Annotated in this window: 15 protein-coding genes; all 15 read right to left on the minus strand. The window is 68.6% G+C overall.

Translation table 11 applies throughout. The features are described from left to right. Nucleotides 1-10: 10 nt before the first annotated feature. The 15 genes from ACF3ND_RS01235 to ACF3ND_RS01305 all read right to left on the minus strand — a co-directional run bounded on the left by ACF3ND_RS01235 (nucleotide 11) and on the right by ACF3ND_RS01305 (nucleotide 13,594). On the minus strand, nucleotides 11-256 hold the full coding sequence (locus tag ACF3ND_RS01235; RefSeq protein WP_394063477.1) for a phosphopantetheine-binding protein: 246 nt from the start codon (nucleotides 254-256) through the stop codon (nucleotides 11-13). A gap of 2 nt (nucleotides 257-258) precedes the next feature. Further along, nucleotides 259-1,899, minus strand: a complete 1,641-nt coding sequence (locus ACF3ND_RS01240) for a (2,3-dihydroxybenzoyl)adenylate synthase (RefSeq protein ID WP_394063479.1) — start codon at nucleotides 1,897-1,899, stop codon at nucleotides 259-261. A 56-nt stretch (nucleotides 1,900-1,955) separates the two neighbouring features. Next, entirely contained in the window at nucleotides 1,956-2,648 is a 693-nt protein-coding gene (locus ACF3ND_RS01245) for a 4'-phosphopantetheinyl transferase family protein (protein ID WP_394063481.1), read from the minus strand. Between the two features lies 1 nt (nucleotide 2,649). Beyond that, the gene (locus ACF3ND_RS01250; protein WP_394063483.1) at nucleotides 2,650-3,366 is read right to left on the minus strand and encodes an ABC transporter ATP-binding protein; all 717 of its coding nucleotides are present in this window, start codon (nucleotides 3,364-3,366) and stop codon (nucleotides 2,650-2,652) included. Then, complete coding sequence (locus ACF3ND_RS01255; protein WP_394063485.1) at nucleotides 3,363-4,121, minus strand: ABC transporter ATP-binding protein; 759 nt, start codon at nucleotides 4,119-4,121, stop codon at nucleotides 3,363-3,365. The genes ACF3ND_RS01250 and ACF3ND_RS01255 overlap by 4 nt, the downstream gene beginning before the upstream one ends. Further along, nucleotides 4,118-5,056, minus strand: a complete 939-nt coding sequence (locus ACF3ND_RS01260; protein WP_394063487.1) for a branched-chain amino acid ABC transporter permease — start codon at nucleotides 5,054-5,056, stop codon at nucleotides 4,118-4,120. The genes ACF3ND_RS01255 and ACF3ND_RS01260 overlap by 4 nt, the downstream gene beginning before the upstream one ends. 11 nt (nucleotides 5,057-5,067) lie before the next feature. Continuing rightward, complete coding sequence (locus tag ACF3ND_RS01265; RefSeq protein WP_394063489.1) at nucleotides 5,068-5,937, minus strand: branched-chain amino acid ABC transporter permease; 870 nt, start codon at nucleotides 5,935-5,937, stop codon at nucleotides 5,068-5,070. Nucleotides 5,938-5,945: 8 nt separating this feature from the next. After that, a complete protein-coding gene (locus ACF3ND_RS01270) occupies nucleotides 5,946-7,148 on the minus strand; it encodes an ABC transporter substrate-binding protein (RefSeq protein ID WP_394063491.1) in 1,203 nt (400 codons plus the stop codon). A gap of 433 nt (nucleotides 7,149-7,581) precedes the next feature. Next, nucleotides 7,582-8,055 carry a MarR family winged helix-turn-helix transcriptional regulator gene (locus ACF3ND_RS01275; RefSeq protein WP_394063493.1) on the minus strand — a complete coding sequence of 158 codons (474 nt, stop codon included), beginning with the start codon at nucleotides 8,053-8,055 and terminating at the stop codon, nucleotides 7,582-7,584. A gap of 115 nt (nucleotides 8,056-8,170) precedes the next feature. Then, a complete protein-coding gene (locus tag ACF3ND_RS01280; protein ID WP_394063495.1) occupies nucleotides 8,171-8,986 on the minus strand; it encodes an ABC transporter permease in 816 nt (271 codons plus the stop codon). A 4-nt stretch (nucleotides 8,987-8,990) separates the two neighbouring features. Further along, the gene (locus tag ACF3ND_RS01285; RefSeq protein ID WP_394063497.1) at nucleotides 8,991-9,776 is read right to left on the minus strand and encodes an ABC transporter permease; all 786 of its coding nucleotides are present in this window, start codon (nucleotides 9,774-9,776) and stop codon (nucleotides 8,991-8,993) included. Continuing rightward, entirely contained in the window at nucleotides 9,773-10,537 is a 765-nt protein-coding gene (locus tag ACF3ND_RS01290; protein ID WP_394063499.1) for an ABC transporter ATP-binding protein, read from the minus strand. Before ACF3ND_RS01290 ends, ACF3ND_RS01285 begins: the two co-directional genes overlap by 4 nt. Then, entirely contained in the window at nucleotides 10,534-11,508 is a 975-nt protein-coding gene (locus ACF3ND_RS01295) for an ABC transporter substrate-binding protein (protein WP_394063501.1), read from the minus strand. The genes ACF3ND_RS01290 and ACF3ND_RS01295 overlap by 4 nt, the downstream gene beginning before the upstream one ends. Next, entirely contained in the window at nucleotides 11,505-12,512 is a 1,008-nt protein-coding gene (locus tag ACF3ND_RS01300) for a 3-hydroxybutyryl-CoA dehydrogenase (protein WP_394063503.1), read from the minus strand. The genes ACF3ND_RS01295 and ACF3ND_RS01300 overlap by 4 nt, the downstream gene beginning before the upstream one ends. After that, nucleotides 12,512-13,594 carry an NAD/NADP octopine/nopaline dehydrogenase family protein gene (locus ACF3ND_RS01305; protein ID WP_394063505.1) on the minus strand — a complete coding sequence of 361 codons (1,083 nt, stop codon included), beginning with the start codon at nucleotides 13,592-13,594 and terminating at the stop codon, nucleotides 12,512-12,514. The genes ACF3ND_RS01300 and ACF3ND_RS01305 overlap by 1 nt, the downstream gene beginning before the upstream one ends. Nucleotides 13,595-13,615: the final 21 nt, after the last annotated feature.

The raw sequence follows: 13,615 nt of genomic DNA on the forward strand, positions 1-13,615 counted from the left end.
ACGGGGTGAATCAGCGGGTGCCTTGCTGGGCGCGTTCGATCAGCGCCCACCATTGGCCCAGGGTGACGACCGAGGCCATCTCCGAAAATTCGACGGGCGCGCCGGCTTCGCGCCAGCGGGTGGCCAGCGTCATGACGCGCATGGAGTCCAGGCCCAGGTCCATCAGGTTGTCGTCGTCCTGGATGTCCTCGGGGTCTTCGTGCAGCATGGCGGCGATGTCCTGGCGCATGCGTTCCAGGGTGAGAGGGGTGTTCATAGTCATTCTTGCGTCGTGTTTTCCAATTGCTGGCGTAGTTGCGCGCGCAGCTCCTTGCGGCTGATCTTCAGGGCGGCGGTTTCCATGAACCGGTCCACGAAGACGATCTGGTCGGGCACCTTGAAGTCGGCCAGGCCGCGGCTGCGTATCCATTTCTTCAGCTCCACGGCGCGCGGCTTGTCCTGCTTGGGGATGATGAAGGCGCAGCTGCGCTCGCCCAGGAATTCATCGGGCACCGAGACCACGGCGGCGTCGAACACATTGGGGTGGGCCAGCAGGTGGTCCTCGATCTCCTCGGCGGAGATCTTCTCGCCGGCGCGGTTGATGTGGTCGGTGGCGCGGCCCTGCACCACCAGGTAGCCTTCGGGCGTCATGCGCACCACGTCTCCGGTGCGGTAGAAGCCGTCCTCGGTGAAGGAGCGCGCATTGGCGGCCGGGTTGTTGTGGTAGGCGCGGATCGTGTAGGGGCCGCGCGTGAGCAGATAGCCGGTCTGGCCGGGCGCCACGGGCTGGCCGTTGTCGTCCACGATCAGGATCTCGTCGTCCGGGCTGATGGGGCGGCCCTGGGTGTTGACGATGATGTCCTCGGGGTCGTCCAGGCGCGTGTAGTTGACCAGGCCTTCGGCCATGCCGAAAACCTGCTGCAGGGTGACGCCCAGGGTGGGGCGCACGCGCTTGGCCACTTCGGCATTCAGCTTGGCGCCGCCGACCTGGATGACTTTCAGGGAATCCAGACGGGCCGTGGCCTTGCCGGCGGCCTCCAGCCAGAGCAGCAGCAGCGGCGGCACCAGGCTGGTGTCCGTCACGCCTTCGCGCTCGATCAGCTCGAAGCAGGCGTCGGGGCTGGGCGCCGGGCTCAGCACCACCTTGGCGCCGGCGTACAGGGCGCCCAGAAAGCCCGGCGAGCTCATGGGGAAGTTGTGCGCGATGGGCAGCGCGCCCAGAAAGACGCTGGTCTGGTCCAGGCCGGCGATCTCGGCGCTTTCGCGCAGAGTGTAGATGTAGTCGTCGTGCGTGCGCGGGATCAGCTTGGACAGGCCGGTGCTGCCGCCGGAGATCTGCAGGAAGGCCACGTCCGAGGGCTGGGCCGCCGAGGCCGGCACGTCCATATCCAGGGCGCTGGCCTGCAGCTGCGCCAGTGAGGTGAATTCCCGGGCCCGGCCCACGATGAAGACGTGTTCGACCTGCGGGCAGCGCTCGCGCAGTTCACGCACCAGGGGCAGGTAATCGAAGCCCGCGTGCTGGTCCACGCCGATGTAGGCGCGCGCCGGAGCGCTGTTGGCGAAGTGTTCGATCTCGGTGATGCGGTGCGCGGGCAGCGCGTAGACGGGCAGCAGGCCTGCGCGGAACAGGCCGAAGATCACGCTGATGAATTCAGGGATGTTGGGTAGGTGCACCAGCACGCGGTCGCCCTTGCGCAGGCCCGCCTTGAGCAGGCCGGCGGCGATCTGGCTGGCGTACTGGTCCAGCGCGCCGTAGGTCCAGCGCTGTTGCCCGCCGACGACGGCTTCGCGTTCAGGGTGGCGTTGCGCGCGCGTGCGCAGCAGGGTTCCGAAGGTTTCGCCTTGCCAATGGCCGGCGGCGCGGTAGCGCTGGGCGAATTCTTCGGGCCAGGTTTGTTCAACAGGAATAGACGTCATCATGGTAATGAGAACTATTACATAAAAAGAGTGGCTTGTGTAGGGACAGGGCCTCGCGTTCAGGTTTCCGGCGCGCGATCCAGCCTGCTTTCGGGCAGGCGCACGGGGTCCATGTATTCGATCCGCCAGGGCGGCAGCGCTGCCGGCAGGCACAGGGCGGCGGCGTAGCCCGGCTCGGGCGCGCTGCTCTGTACGCGCAGCCCGTCCAGGACGGGATGAGCCGAACGCACGCCGCAGCCCAGCTCGGGATGGGCGTCCAGGGCCAGTTCCCGGGGGCCTATGCTGAAGCCGGTGCCGGCCTGCTTCAGGGCGGCCTCCTTGGCGCACCACAAGGCGTAGAAGTCCGCATCGCTGCGCAGCCAGTCCTGTTCGGCGGGCAGGCTGCACTGGCGCAGCAGGGCGGGCGCCACGGGACGGCGGATGGCCTCGATGTCCACGCCCAGCGGCTGGTCGGCGAAGCCCAGCAGCACGCGTTCGCCGCTGTGCGACAGGCTGAAGTGCAGGTCGGGGCGTGGGGTGTCCAGGACGGGCTTGCCGTGAGGCAGGATGCGGACGGGCAGTTCCTGCGGGACGCAGCCCAGCAGCGGAGCCAGCAGGTGGCGCAAGGCCGCGTGGGCCAGCAGGCTCAGGTGCTGGTCGCCAGGCCGGCGGCGCCGGGCGATGCGGGCCCGGACGCCGTCCGGCAACTGCGCTTGCAGCCAGGGAAGGAGCCCGGGCGGCAGCGGCAGGGACAGGGCGAACAGGCGGAGCACGTCAGAGCCCCAGGTGACGCTGCAGCAGCGCGGCGTCCTGGCGCAGTTGCCGGGCCGGGCCGTCGTACACCAGCTGCCCGTGGCCCAGCAGCAGCGCCCGGTCGGCCAGCCGCAGGGCCAGGTTCAGGTTCTGTTCGGCCAGCAGCACGGTGATGCCCTGCTCGCGCAATTGCTGGAGCTGGGGCATCAGGGTGTCCTCGATGGTCATGGGCGCCAGCCCTTCGCTGGGTTCGTCCAGCAGGATGATGGAGGACTGCGTCAGCAGGGCGCGGGCCAGCGCCAGCAGTTGCCGCTCGCCGCCGCTGAGCGCCGCGCAGGAGGAGCGGCGGCGCTCGTGGAGGCGCGGCATGGCGTCATAGATGCGCTCCAGCGTCCAGGCGTCCGCGGGGCGGACGCGGCGCGCCAGGCCGGCCAGCCGCAGGCTTTCGGCCACGGTCAGGGTGGGGAAGCGGCCCCGCCCCTGGGGCACCAGCGCCATGCCCAGGCGGGCGATGCGGTGCGTGGGCCAGCCGGCGATGTCCTGGCCCTTGACGCGGACCTGGCCGCGCCACTGCGGCCCCATGTTGAACAGGCAGTGCAGCAGGCTGGTCTTGCCGGCGCCGTTGCGCCCCAGCAGGGCCACGCTCTGCCCGGCGGGAATGTCCAGGCTGATGTCCTGCAGGATGTCGGCGCTGTCGTAGCGGGCGCACACGCCGGCCAGTGTCAAGTCTGTGCTCATGCCGTCTCCAGGGCCAGTTCGCCCAGGTAGGCCTGGCGCGCGCCCGCGTGGCGGCGCACTTGCGCCGGGGTGCCGGTCGTCAGCAGGCTTCCGGAGGACAGCACGGCGATGCGGTCGCACTCCTGGAAGACGATGTCGATGTCGTGGCTGATCAGCAGCACGGCGCACTGGCCGCGCATCGCGTGCACCAGGGCCATGACCTCGCGCGACTCGGATTCGGACAGCCCTGCGGTTGGTTCGTCCAGCAGCAGCACGCGCGGCTGCTGCGCCAGGGCGATGAGCAGGTCCAGGATGCGCTGCTCGCCGTAGGACAGCGAACGGGCCGGAATGTGGCCGCGGCCGGCCAGGGCGCTGTGCTCCAGCAGCGCCAGGGCGGCGGCTTCGCTGTCGCGTCGCGCGGCGCCGCGGCCCCACCAGCGGTAGGCGCAGCCTTTTTTCAGGCGCACGGCCAGGGCCAGGTTCTGCAGCAGGTTCAGTTCGGGAAAGATGCGGCTGGTCTGGAAGCTGCGCACCAGCCCCAGCCGGGCGCGCTGGATGGGGCTGCGCGCGCGCAGGTCGGCGCCGTCCAGCAGCACCTGACCGGCCGACGGCCGGGCCATCCCGTTGATGATGTTGAACAGCGTGGTCTTGCCGGCGCCGTTCGGGCCGATCAGTCCCAGGGTCTCGCCGGCCTGCAGGTCCAGGTCCACGCAGCTCAGGATCTCCAGTCCGCCCACGCGCAGTGCCACGCCGCGCAAGCTCAGCAGTGCGCTCACGAAGATCTCCTGCGCCGCTCGGCCAGGCCGTTGGGCATGAAGAGCACGGTGGCCACGAAGATCAGGCCCACCAGCAGCTGCCAGCGGTCGGTGTAGGAGCTCAGGTAGGTTTGTGCGAACAGGTAGACGGTCGCGCCCATGAAGGCGCCGCGCCAGGTGCGTATGCCGCCGATCACGCCCATGATGATGAGGGTGGCCGAGAAGCTCCAGTGCACCTGTTGCGGGCTGACGTACTGGTTGGCGAAAGGGTACAGGCCGCCGGCCGCGCCCGCGACCGCGCCGGCCGTCATGAAGGCGCAGAGGCGGATGCGCCAGGCCTGGTAGCCCAGGGCGGCCATGCGCAGGGGCTGGTCGCGCAGGCCGACCAGGGCCAGGCCGATGGGCGCGCGGCTGAAGGAGCGCAGCAGCAGCCAGCACAGCAGCGCCAATGCCAGGGCCAGCGTCATCAAGGTGTAGGGGGCGCTCAGGGGGATGTCGCCCAGGCTCAGGCGGGGGAATCCGCGCAGGCCGTCGGCTCCGCCGGTCAGCTCGCGCCAGCGAAAGGCCACTTCCCAGACCAGTTGGCCGGCGACCAGCGTGGTGACCAGGAAGAACAGGTCGGATGTGCGCAGGCTGACCAGGGCCATCAGGACCGAGAGCAGCACGCCGGCCAGGATGCCGACGGCCAGCACCAGCGGCAGGCTGGCGCCCAGCGACTGGCTGGCGATGGCGGTCGCGTAGCCGGCAAAGCCGAACACGGCGCCGTGGCCCAGGGACACCAGGCCGCCGTAGCCGATCAGCAGGTTGATGCTGAGCACCGCGCAGCCGATGAGCAGGGCTTCGGTGGCGAAGCGCCACAGGAAGGGATCGCCCCAGGCCGCGCTGCTCAGCAGTACGAGGCTGGCCAGCGCGGGCCATAGCCAGGAGGACAGCGGGGAGGTGGATCGGGTGCGCATTGAACAGGTTCCTAAACTTGACGCGTGGAAGGACTGCTCAGGCCGCGCGGCCAGATGGCCAGCATGCCCAGCATGACCGCCAGCGTGGCGGCATTGGCGAAGGCGGGCACCCAGACGCGGGCGAAGGTGCTGACAAAACCCAGGATCAGGGCGCACAGCAGGGTGCCGCGCACCGAGTTCAGACCGCCGATGACCACCACCAGCAGGGCCAGCAGCAGGATTTCCTCGTCCAGGCCGGGGTAGACGGACAGCATGCCCGCGCCCAGGGCCCCGCCCAGTCCGGCCAGGCCGGCGGCCAGCGCCATGCCGATGGCGAACAGGCGACGCGAATCCAGGCCCAGGGTCTCGACGATGCCGGCGTCCTGCACGCAGGCGCGTATGGCCGCGCCCCACAGGGTGCGGTCCAGCAGCAGCCAGAACAGCAGGGCCAGCGTCAGGCCGGTGGCGATCAGGAACAGGCGATAGGCCGGGAAGGGCAGGCCCAGTATCCACACGACGCCGCGCAGCGCCTGGGGCAGCACGGGCGAGAGCGTGTCGGCGCTGAAGCCCCAGCGCATCAGGTCCGCGAAGATGACCGAGATGCCGTAGGTCAGCAGCACCTGCATCAGGTGGGTGCGCTGGTAGAACTGGCGGAACGGAAAGCGGTCCAGCAGCCAGCCCATGAGGGCACACAGCACGAAGGCGGCCGGGAAGGCCAGCCACCAGGGCGCGCCCGAGGCCAGCCACTGCACGCCGATGTAGCCGCCCAGCAGGAAGAAGGAGCCGTGGGTCAGGTTGATGAAGTTCATCAGGCTGAGCACCAGGGACAGCCCCAGCCCCGCCAACATCAGCAGGGCCGAGAAGGACAGGGCGTTCAGGACTTGAAGCAGGAAGTAAGACAAGGCGGTGCTCAGCTGCGCGGGCCGGGGTCCTGGATGCGGGAGTAGGTGTGCACGACGGTGTTGAAGGGGCGCCCTTGCGCGTCCTTGCGCACTTCGTTCACGTAGATGTCCAGGATGGACTGGTTGTTGCGCGGGTCGAATTGCAGCGGCCCGAAGGCGGTGTCTATGGGCTTGTCCAGCAGCGCCTGCTTGAAGGCCGGCTTGCTGGAGAGATCGCCTTTGACGGCGTCCAGGCCGGCCTTGATGACCTGGCCTGTGACGTAGCCGGAGGTGCTGGCCTCGCCGGGCAGGCGGCCGCGCGCGGCCTGGTAGGCGGCCGCGAATTCCTGGGCGCCGGCCGCGCCGGGCGACTGGTGGAAGGTGCTGACCCCGCCCAGGGCGGCTTCGCCCACGGCTGTGACCACGTCTTCCTGGTCGTACAGGGCGCCGGGGCCGATCACCTGGATCTTGCCGTGCAGCTGGTAGTCCTGCATCTGCTGGTGAAAGCGCACGGCGTCCGCGCCGGCCAGGAAGGTGTAGACGAACCTGGGGTTGCTGGCCGCCAGGTTCATGATGATGGGCGCGAAGTCCGGCGTGCCCAGCGGCGTCCAGATGCGCTCGCCCAGCGAGCCGCCCTGTTCCTGGTAGGTATGGGCGAAGTCTTCGATGTATTCGCGTCCGGCCGTGTAGTCCGAACCCAGGGTGACCCCGCCGGATTTTTCGATGCGTTCGTAGGTCCAGAGCGCGCCGGTGTGGCCCAGCATCCAGCTGGTCTTGGTGGGACGGAACACGTAGGGGCTGGCCGCCTCGCGCGCCAGGGCGTTGGCGGCGGCGTTGGAGATGAAGGTGGGCAATTGGGCGTCGTGCACGATGTCGCGGATGGCCAAGGCGATGTTGGCGCTGATGACTCCGCCCAGCACGTCGATGCGGTCGCGCGAGATCAGCTTGCGCACCTTGCGGATGGCTTCATCGGGCTTGCCGTGGTCGTCCTCGACCAGCAACTGCACCTTGCGTCCGCCCATCTCGTAATTGCACTGCTGCAGCATCAGCTCCAGGCCGGCGCGCATGCTCTCGCCCAGCGAGGCGAAGGGGCCGGACAGCGAGGTCAGCAGGGCGATCTTCAGAGGGCCGTCCTGGGCGCGCAGCAGGCGCGGCACGCCGAACAGCAAGGGGCTGGCCGCGGCGGCCAGCAGGAGCTGGCGTCGGCCAGCGCTGGGGTGGGAGGTGGTCACGAATTCTGGTTCCGCAAGATAGGCGGCCGCGCCTCTGATTACCGCTTCAGAGCGTGCGGATGCTCTACTAAATGTTAATCATTATCATTTTAGGAGCTTTTGCCTGGTAAATAAAGCGTAAAGCGCAGGTAGCCTTTCGGGCCAAGCAGGAGGAAGTCTCGGCTTTCTTGAGGCGGGCCTGGGCGGGCCGGCCCCCCCTCGAGAAAACAGCATCGCTTCACTTGGCCCAAACGGGCGAGGTAATTCGAAGTAATGATGTGACAGGACATTCCTTATCGGCATATTTGCATCGGCTGGTCGATAAGGCGGCTTCTCAAAAGCCTGCTTTGTTATCGACCCGTTCCTGTCCGCAGTTTGATGAAAAAAATGTTCTCAACGTCGGAATGCGGGTGAGAGCCTGAAGGTATGAATGTTCAGTGGAGTTCTTCCCCGATCAGGCCGCCTCCCCGTTGATGTTGGCGCGGATGCGATTCAGGAACTGCCGCAACTGCTTGAGCTCCTGGGCGGAGAAGCCCTGGATGGCCCGCAGGTGGATGTCCAGCGCCGCCGGCAGCACGTGCAGGAAGTGGCGCCGGCCCTGCTCCTGGATATGGATCAGCACCATGCGCTGGTCCTGCGGGCTGGGCTGGCGGGAGATGTAGCCGGCGTTCTCCATGACGACCAGGGCGCGGGACAAGGTGGTCTGGTCCACATCGGTGTACTGGGCCAGGGTGCTGACCCCCAGGCCGTCGGTCTCGTTCAGGAAGGCCAGCACGCGCCAGTGCAGCAGCGTGAGGTCATGGCTGCGCAGCAGGATCTGGAAGTCGGCGTTCAGGGCCGAGGTGGTGCGGTTCAGCAGATAGGGGATGAAGGTGTCGTGCCCGGTATAGGCGTCGGTGGCGGCGCCGGCCGGGGTAGGGGTCGTCATGATTGTTCTGGTTCCACGCAATCGTCAAAAAAAACAGGCCTGCTCCCTCGTGCCGGCGGAGCGGGCCCGCAAGGTCCCGGCCGCGCCTGTGGATGCGGCCGGGAGAGTGGCCGTGTCAGCCCGTATGATCCACCTTGCGCTGCAAGGCGGCAATCGCCAGGTTCAGGGCAAAGCCCAGCAGGCAGATCCACACCAGGGGCACGAACATGTCGGTGATGCGGTAGCTGCGCGCGGCGGTGGTCAGCATGTGGCCCAGGCCGTCGGTGGAGGCGATCATCTCGGCCAGGAACACGACCACGCAGGCGATCACCCCGGCCACGCGCACGCCGGCCAGCACGGTGGGGCAGATGGCCGGCAGCACGACTTTCCAGAGGCAGGCCGCCCGCGAGGCGCCGGCGGCGCGCGCCGACCAGATCAGCTTGCGGTCCACCGTCTGGGCGGCCACCCAGGTGGCCATGAGCACCGGGAAGATGGCGTCCGAGACCACCAAAGATATCTTGGAGGCGCTCTCGAAGCCCAGGATCAGGATCAGCGCGGGGTACAGCGCGATCTTGGGGATGGGCGCCAGTAGGCGGATCAGGGCGTCCAGCAGCAAAGCGCTCCAGCGCGAGAGCTGGGCCGCCAGCGCCAGCGCCACGCCCAGCGCCGAGGCGATCAGCAGGCCGCTGAGCAGACGATAGACCGTGATGCCCAGGTTGCGCCAGAAGTCGGCCTGTCCGGCCAGCTCCAGCACGCGCAGCGCGATGGCCGAGGGCGCGGGCAGCAGTTGCGGGCTGACCCAGCCCAGGCGGGTGGCCAGTTCCCAGACGATGAGCAGCAGCGCGGGACTGATGCACAGCGACAGGCCCGACAGGCTCCAGCGCCGCGCGGGCATGGAGGCCGCCGCGGGACGCGGTTCCAGGCGGGCGGAGGGCAAGGTTTTGCTTGTCATGGGTTCATCCCTTGTCGATCAAGGCCTGGGCCGAGTCGTACCAATGCGTGCAGCGCTTGCGCACCTGCTCGAACAAGGCGTCGCAGACGATGCCCAGCACGGCCAGCAGCACGATCACGGCGTAGACGGTGGGGTACTGGGCCATGTCCATGGAGGTGAAGAGCAGATTGCCTATGCCTTCCTGGCGCGCGATCATCTCCGAGGACACCATGACGATGAGCGCCATGACCACCCCGACCCGGCAGCCTATCATCACCTCGGGCAGGGCGGCGGGCAGCATCACCTTGCCCAGCCGCGCCAGCGGGCCCATGCCCATGGAGCGCGCCACCCAGACCAGCTTGGGCTCGATGCGGCAGGCGCCGTGATAGCTGTGGTAGAGCAGCGGCAGGGACACGCCCATGGCGATGACCAGGATCTTGGAAAAGTCGCCCAGCCCGAACCACAGCATCAGGATGGGCATGAGCGCCGCCTTGGGCATGGGGTAGGCCAGGGCGACCAGCGGATAGAACAGGGTGTAGACCAGGCGGCTGCGGCCCATGGCCAGGCCCAGCGGCACGGCCACGGCCAGGGCCAGGGCGTAGCCGGCGAACATGCGCCCCACCGACTGCAGGATGGCGCTCCAGGCCGTGGGATCGGCGACCAGGGCGGGCAGCTCGCGCAGCGCCGCCTCGGGGCCGGGGAAGGAGTCCAGGCCGACCCAGCGGGCCAGGCCCGCCCAGGCCAGCAGCACCAGGGCGGCGGCCAGGACCAGCGTGGCCCAGCGGCGCTCGTACCAGTGCCGCGGGCTCATGAGTGGGCCTCCGCCATCAGCGACTGTTCCAGCCGGATGATGGTGTCCTGGTAGACGGGGTTGCGCAGCAGCTCGGCGCGCACGCGCGGGCGCGGCAGGTCTATGTCCACGATTTCCTTGATCCGGCCCGGCGAGCCCGTCATCACGACCACGGTGTCGGACAGGAACACGGCCTCGTCCACGCCGTGCGTCACGAAGACCACGGTGTTGCGCAACTGTTCCCACAATGTCAGCAGTTCGGTCTGCAGGTTGACGCGGGTATGGGCGTCCAGGGCCCCGAAGGGCTCGTCCATCAGCAGGATGCCGGGCTCGTAGGCCAGGGTGCGGGCGATGGCGGCGCGCTGGCGCATGCCGCCGGAGAGCTCGCGCGGATAGAAGGAGGCGTAGGGCCCCAGCTTGACCTTGTCCAGCCACTCGCGGGCGCGCTCTTCGGCCTGGCGGCGCGGCACGCCCTGTTCCTGCATGCCGTAGGCCACATTGCCCAGCACCGTCTTCCAGGGAAACAGGGCGTATTCCTGGAAGACCGGCCCGCGGTCCGGGCCGGGGCCGGTGACCGGCTTGCCCTGGACCCGGATCTGGCCGCTGGAGCAGGACTCGAAGCCGCCTATCATGTAGAGCAGCGTGCTCTTGCCGCAGCCGCTCGGTCCCAGGATGGAGACGAAGCGGCCGGCGGGGATGTCCAGGGCGATGTCGCGCAGGGCCGTGTGCGAACTGCCTCGGCGCGTGCTGAAGATCTTGCCCACACCGTCCAGTTCTATCATGGCGTGTCCTCCCGCAGGTCGGCGCGGTAGAAGTCCCGCACGTTCAGGGCCTGCTTCAGGAAGCCGGCCTCGTGGTAGCGGTCATAGGTCTTCTGGATGGAGTCCAGGTCCGGCTGCATGTCGGGCACGCGCGCGAAGTCCTTGTCGGTGAACAGGTACTTGGACAGCAGCTCCCTGGGCGCGCGCGTCACCTGCGAGGCGACCTCCACCGCCAGCGACGGATCCTTGTTCATCATGCTCATGGCGTGCTTCAGGTCCTGGACGTAGGCTCGCACGACGTCGGGGTGGGCGTCGCTGTATTCCTGGCTGCAGCCCTCGAAGATCTGCACGGAGGGGCTGGCCACTTCGGACAGGGAGAACAGCTTGCGCAGGCCGCCTTTTTCTTCATTGAGCAGGGCGAAGGGCTGGGCCATGGGGCCGGCGTCGATGCGGCCGCTGCGGATGGCGTCGGCGGCCGGCGGAAAGCCCGTTTCCACGATCTTGACGTCCTTGTCCGGATCGATGCCGTTCTGGCGCAGCCACAGCAGCATGTCGAAGTACACCCCCGCGCCGTAGGCGTTGGTGCCGATGACCTTGCCCTTCAGGTCGGCGGCCGTCTTGATGGGGCTGTCCTCTTTCACGGCCCAGTACACGGAGAAGTGCCCCGCGTCCGAGTGCACGTGCTGGGCCACGATGTAGGCCTTCAGGCCGCTTTCGATGGCGCCGTTGGCCAGCGACATGGGCGCCATGGTGGCGCAGTCCAGCACCTTGGCGCGCATGGCCTGCACCATGGGCGAGGTACCCTGGAACTGGGTCCACTGGATCTGGTAGGCCTTGCCCAGGTTGGGGAACAGCTCGGGGCGCTTGGCCATCAGGTACTTGGCTTCTTCACCCGGAATGGTCCAGCCCACGCGCAGGGTGGGAACGTCCTGGGCCTGCGCCAGGCCCTGGCAGGCGATAAGGGCGAACAGCAGTGCAGCGCGTTTTTTCATTCCTGTGTCTCCTTGGCGAGGTGATCGGCGCCGGCGGGGGCCAGGCCGACGTGGCGCAGCATGCCCAGGACGCGCGCCAGCACATCGCGGCGGTACGCCTGTTCCTGCTCGGCCGGGTAATCGTGAAAGCCCTGCCCGCTGCGCAGGCCGTTGCGCCCGCTTTCCATGTAGCGGGCGATGATGTCGGGCACGGCGTAGCGCTGGGGATCCAGGTTCTGCGCCAGGTAATTGCCCGCGTGATACAAGATGTCGTTGCCGCCGTAGTCGATGAACTCCAGCACACCTATGCTGGCGAAGCGAAAGCCCAGGCCGTAGCGGGTGGCCTTGTCGATGTCGGCGGCGCTGGCCACGCCCTCGTCCACCATGCGGGCGGCCTCGTTCATGATCAGGGTCTGCAGGCGCGGCACGATGAAGCCGGGATGGCAGCCGCAGACCACCGGCACCTTGCCGATGGACTCCAGATTGCCGCGCAGCCGCTCCAGCGCGTCCTGGCTGGTGCCGGGGTGCGCGCTGATTTCGACGAGCGGGATCAGGAAGGCGGGATTGAGCCAGTGGGCGTTCAGGAAGCGTTCCGGATGGCTGACCATGGGCGCCAGGTCCGAGGCCAGCATGGTGGAGGTCGTGGACGCGATCAGGGCGTCGGGCCGCGCATGCCGCGCGATGCGCCCCAGGGCGTCGCGCTTGGCTTCCAGGGTTTCGGGCACGCCTTCATAGACCAGGTCCGCGCCGGCCAGCACGCCGGCCGCCTCGTCCAGGCGGGCCAGCGCGATGCGGGCCAGGTGGCTGTCGGCCTGCTCGGCCGGAAACAGGCCCAGCTCGGCCAGCTGCTCCAGGGTGGCGCGCAGTTCCCGGCGTATGTCGGCTTCCAGGCGGGCGCTGTCCTGCGCGCCGCGGGGCTTGAAATCCAGCAGGGTCACGGCATGGCCGCGCAGCGCGTAGGCCAGGGCGATGCCCCGGCCCATGCGCCCCGCGCCCACCGCGACGATGGGGGCGGAGGCGTTCATCAGGCCCTCCCGTTGGCCAGCAGCTCCTGCATCTGGGCGCGGCTCAGTCCGTCCAGCCCCAGGGCGCCCAGCGTGCGTTCGCCCCGGCGCAGGTCCTGGCCGACGATGGCGCCGGCCACGGCCAGCAGGCCCCGGGTCACGGGCGCGTCGACCTGGGCCCAGTCGGCCACCGAGGCCAGGAAGGCCAGGCCCAGCATGGTGTCCTCGCGCATGTAGCGGTGCTCCTGCAGGTCGATCTTCTCGCGCCAGTCGCCGCTCTTGACCAGCTTGGCGTGCGAAGAGCGGTCGCCGTACATCCACTGGTCGTTCTCGTAGTGGTCGGACAGCGGGAAGTGCGGCGCGCCATAGCCCAGGGCTTCGCGCACGCGCATGCGCTCATTGTCCAGCTGCGTGGTCACGGCGCGCACCGAAGGCTGGGTGCCTTCGTTATGGATGTCCCAGGCGGGGAAGTGCTCCAGGGGGCCGGCGTTCATCAGGATGAGCGGTGGGTGGATGATGGGGCCGGCGTTCATCAGCGCGCCGGACAGGGCGTCTTCGCAGCGCTCCACGCTGGGGAAGACCTTGCTGATGACCTGCAGCGCGTGGTCGGTGTTGCGCGCCGGGTAGACGCCGGTGGGCAGGCGCGTGGCGCGGGTGGTGATGTTGATGACGGTGTCGCCGTGCTTGCGCGCCAGCCAGGGCAGGGTGCCGGTCTCGGCCCAGCTCACGTCGGCCGTATTGCCGTGTTCGCGCACGATCTCGCTCATCAGGAAGGAGCCGAAGGTGCCCGGCGGCAGGAACACGACCTGGCCGTCGCTCAGGTGCGGGGCCATGACGCGGGCGATGTCCCGCTGGGCGATGGCCGGCGACGGGATCAGCACCAGGTCGGCGCCGGCGATGGCCTGGCCGATGTCGGCGCACACGCGGGCGATGGCGACCTCGCGCTCGCCGCGTTCGTCCTTCAGGGTGATGACGGGGCGATCCAGCAGGGGCTGGAGCTGGGCCGTGTCGCGGCGCCACAGGCGCACCTCGTGGCCCTGTTCACTCAGGTCGGCTGCCGCCGCGTAACAACCGTGTCCGCCACCTAATACCGCTACCTTCATGTCTGTCTCCAGTCTTTGATT

This window comes from Alcaligenes sp. WGS1538 (genome assembly GCF_043187505.1).
In the GTDB taxonomy this organism is placed as follows: domain Bacteria; phylum Pseudomonadota; class Gammaproteobacteria; order Burkholderiales; family Burkholderiaceae_B; genus Alcaligenes.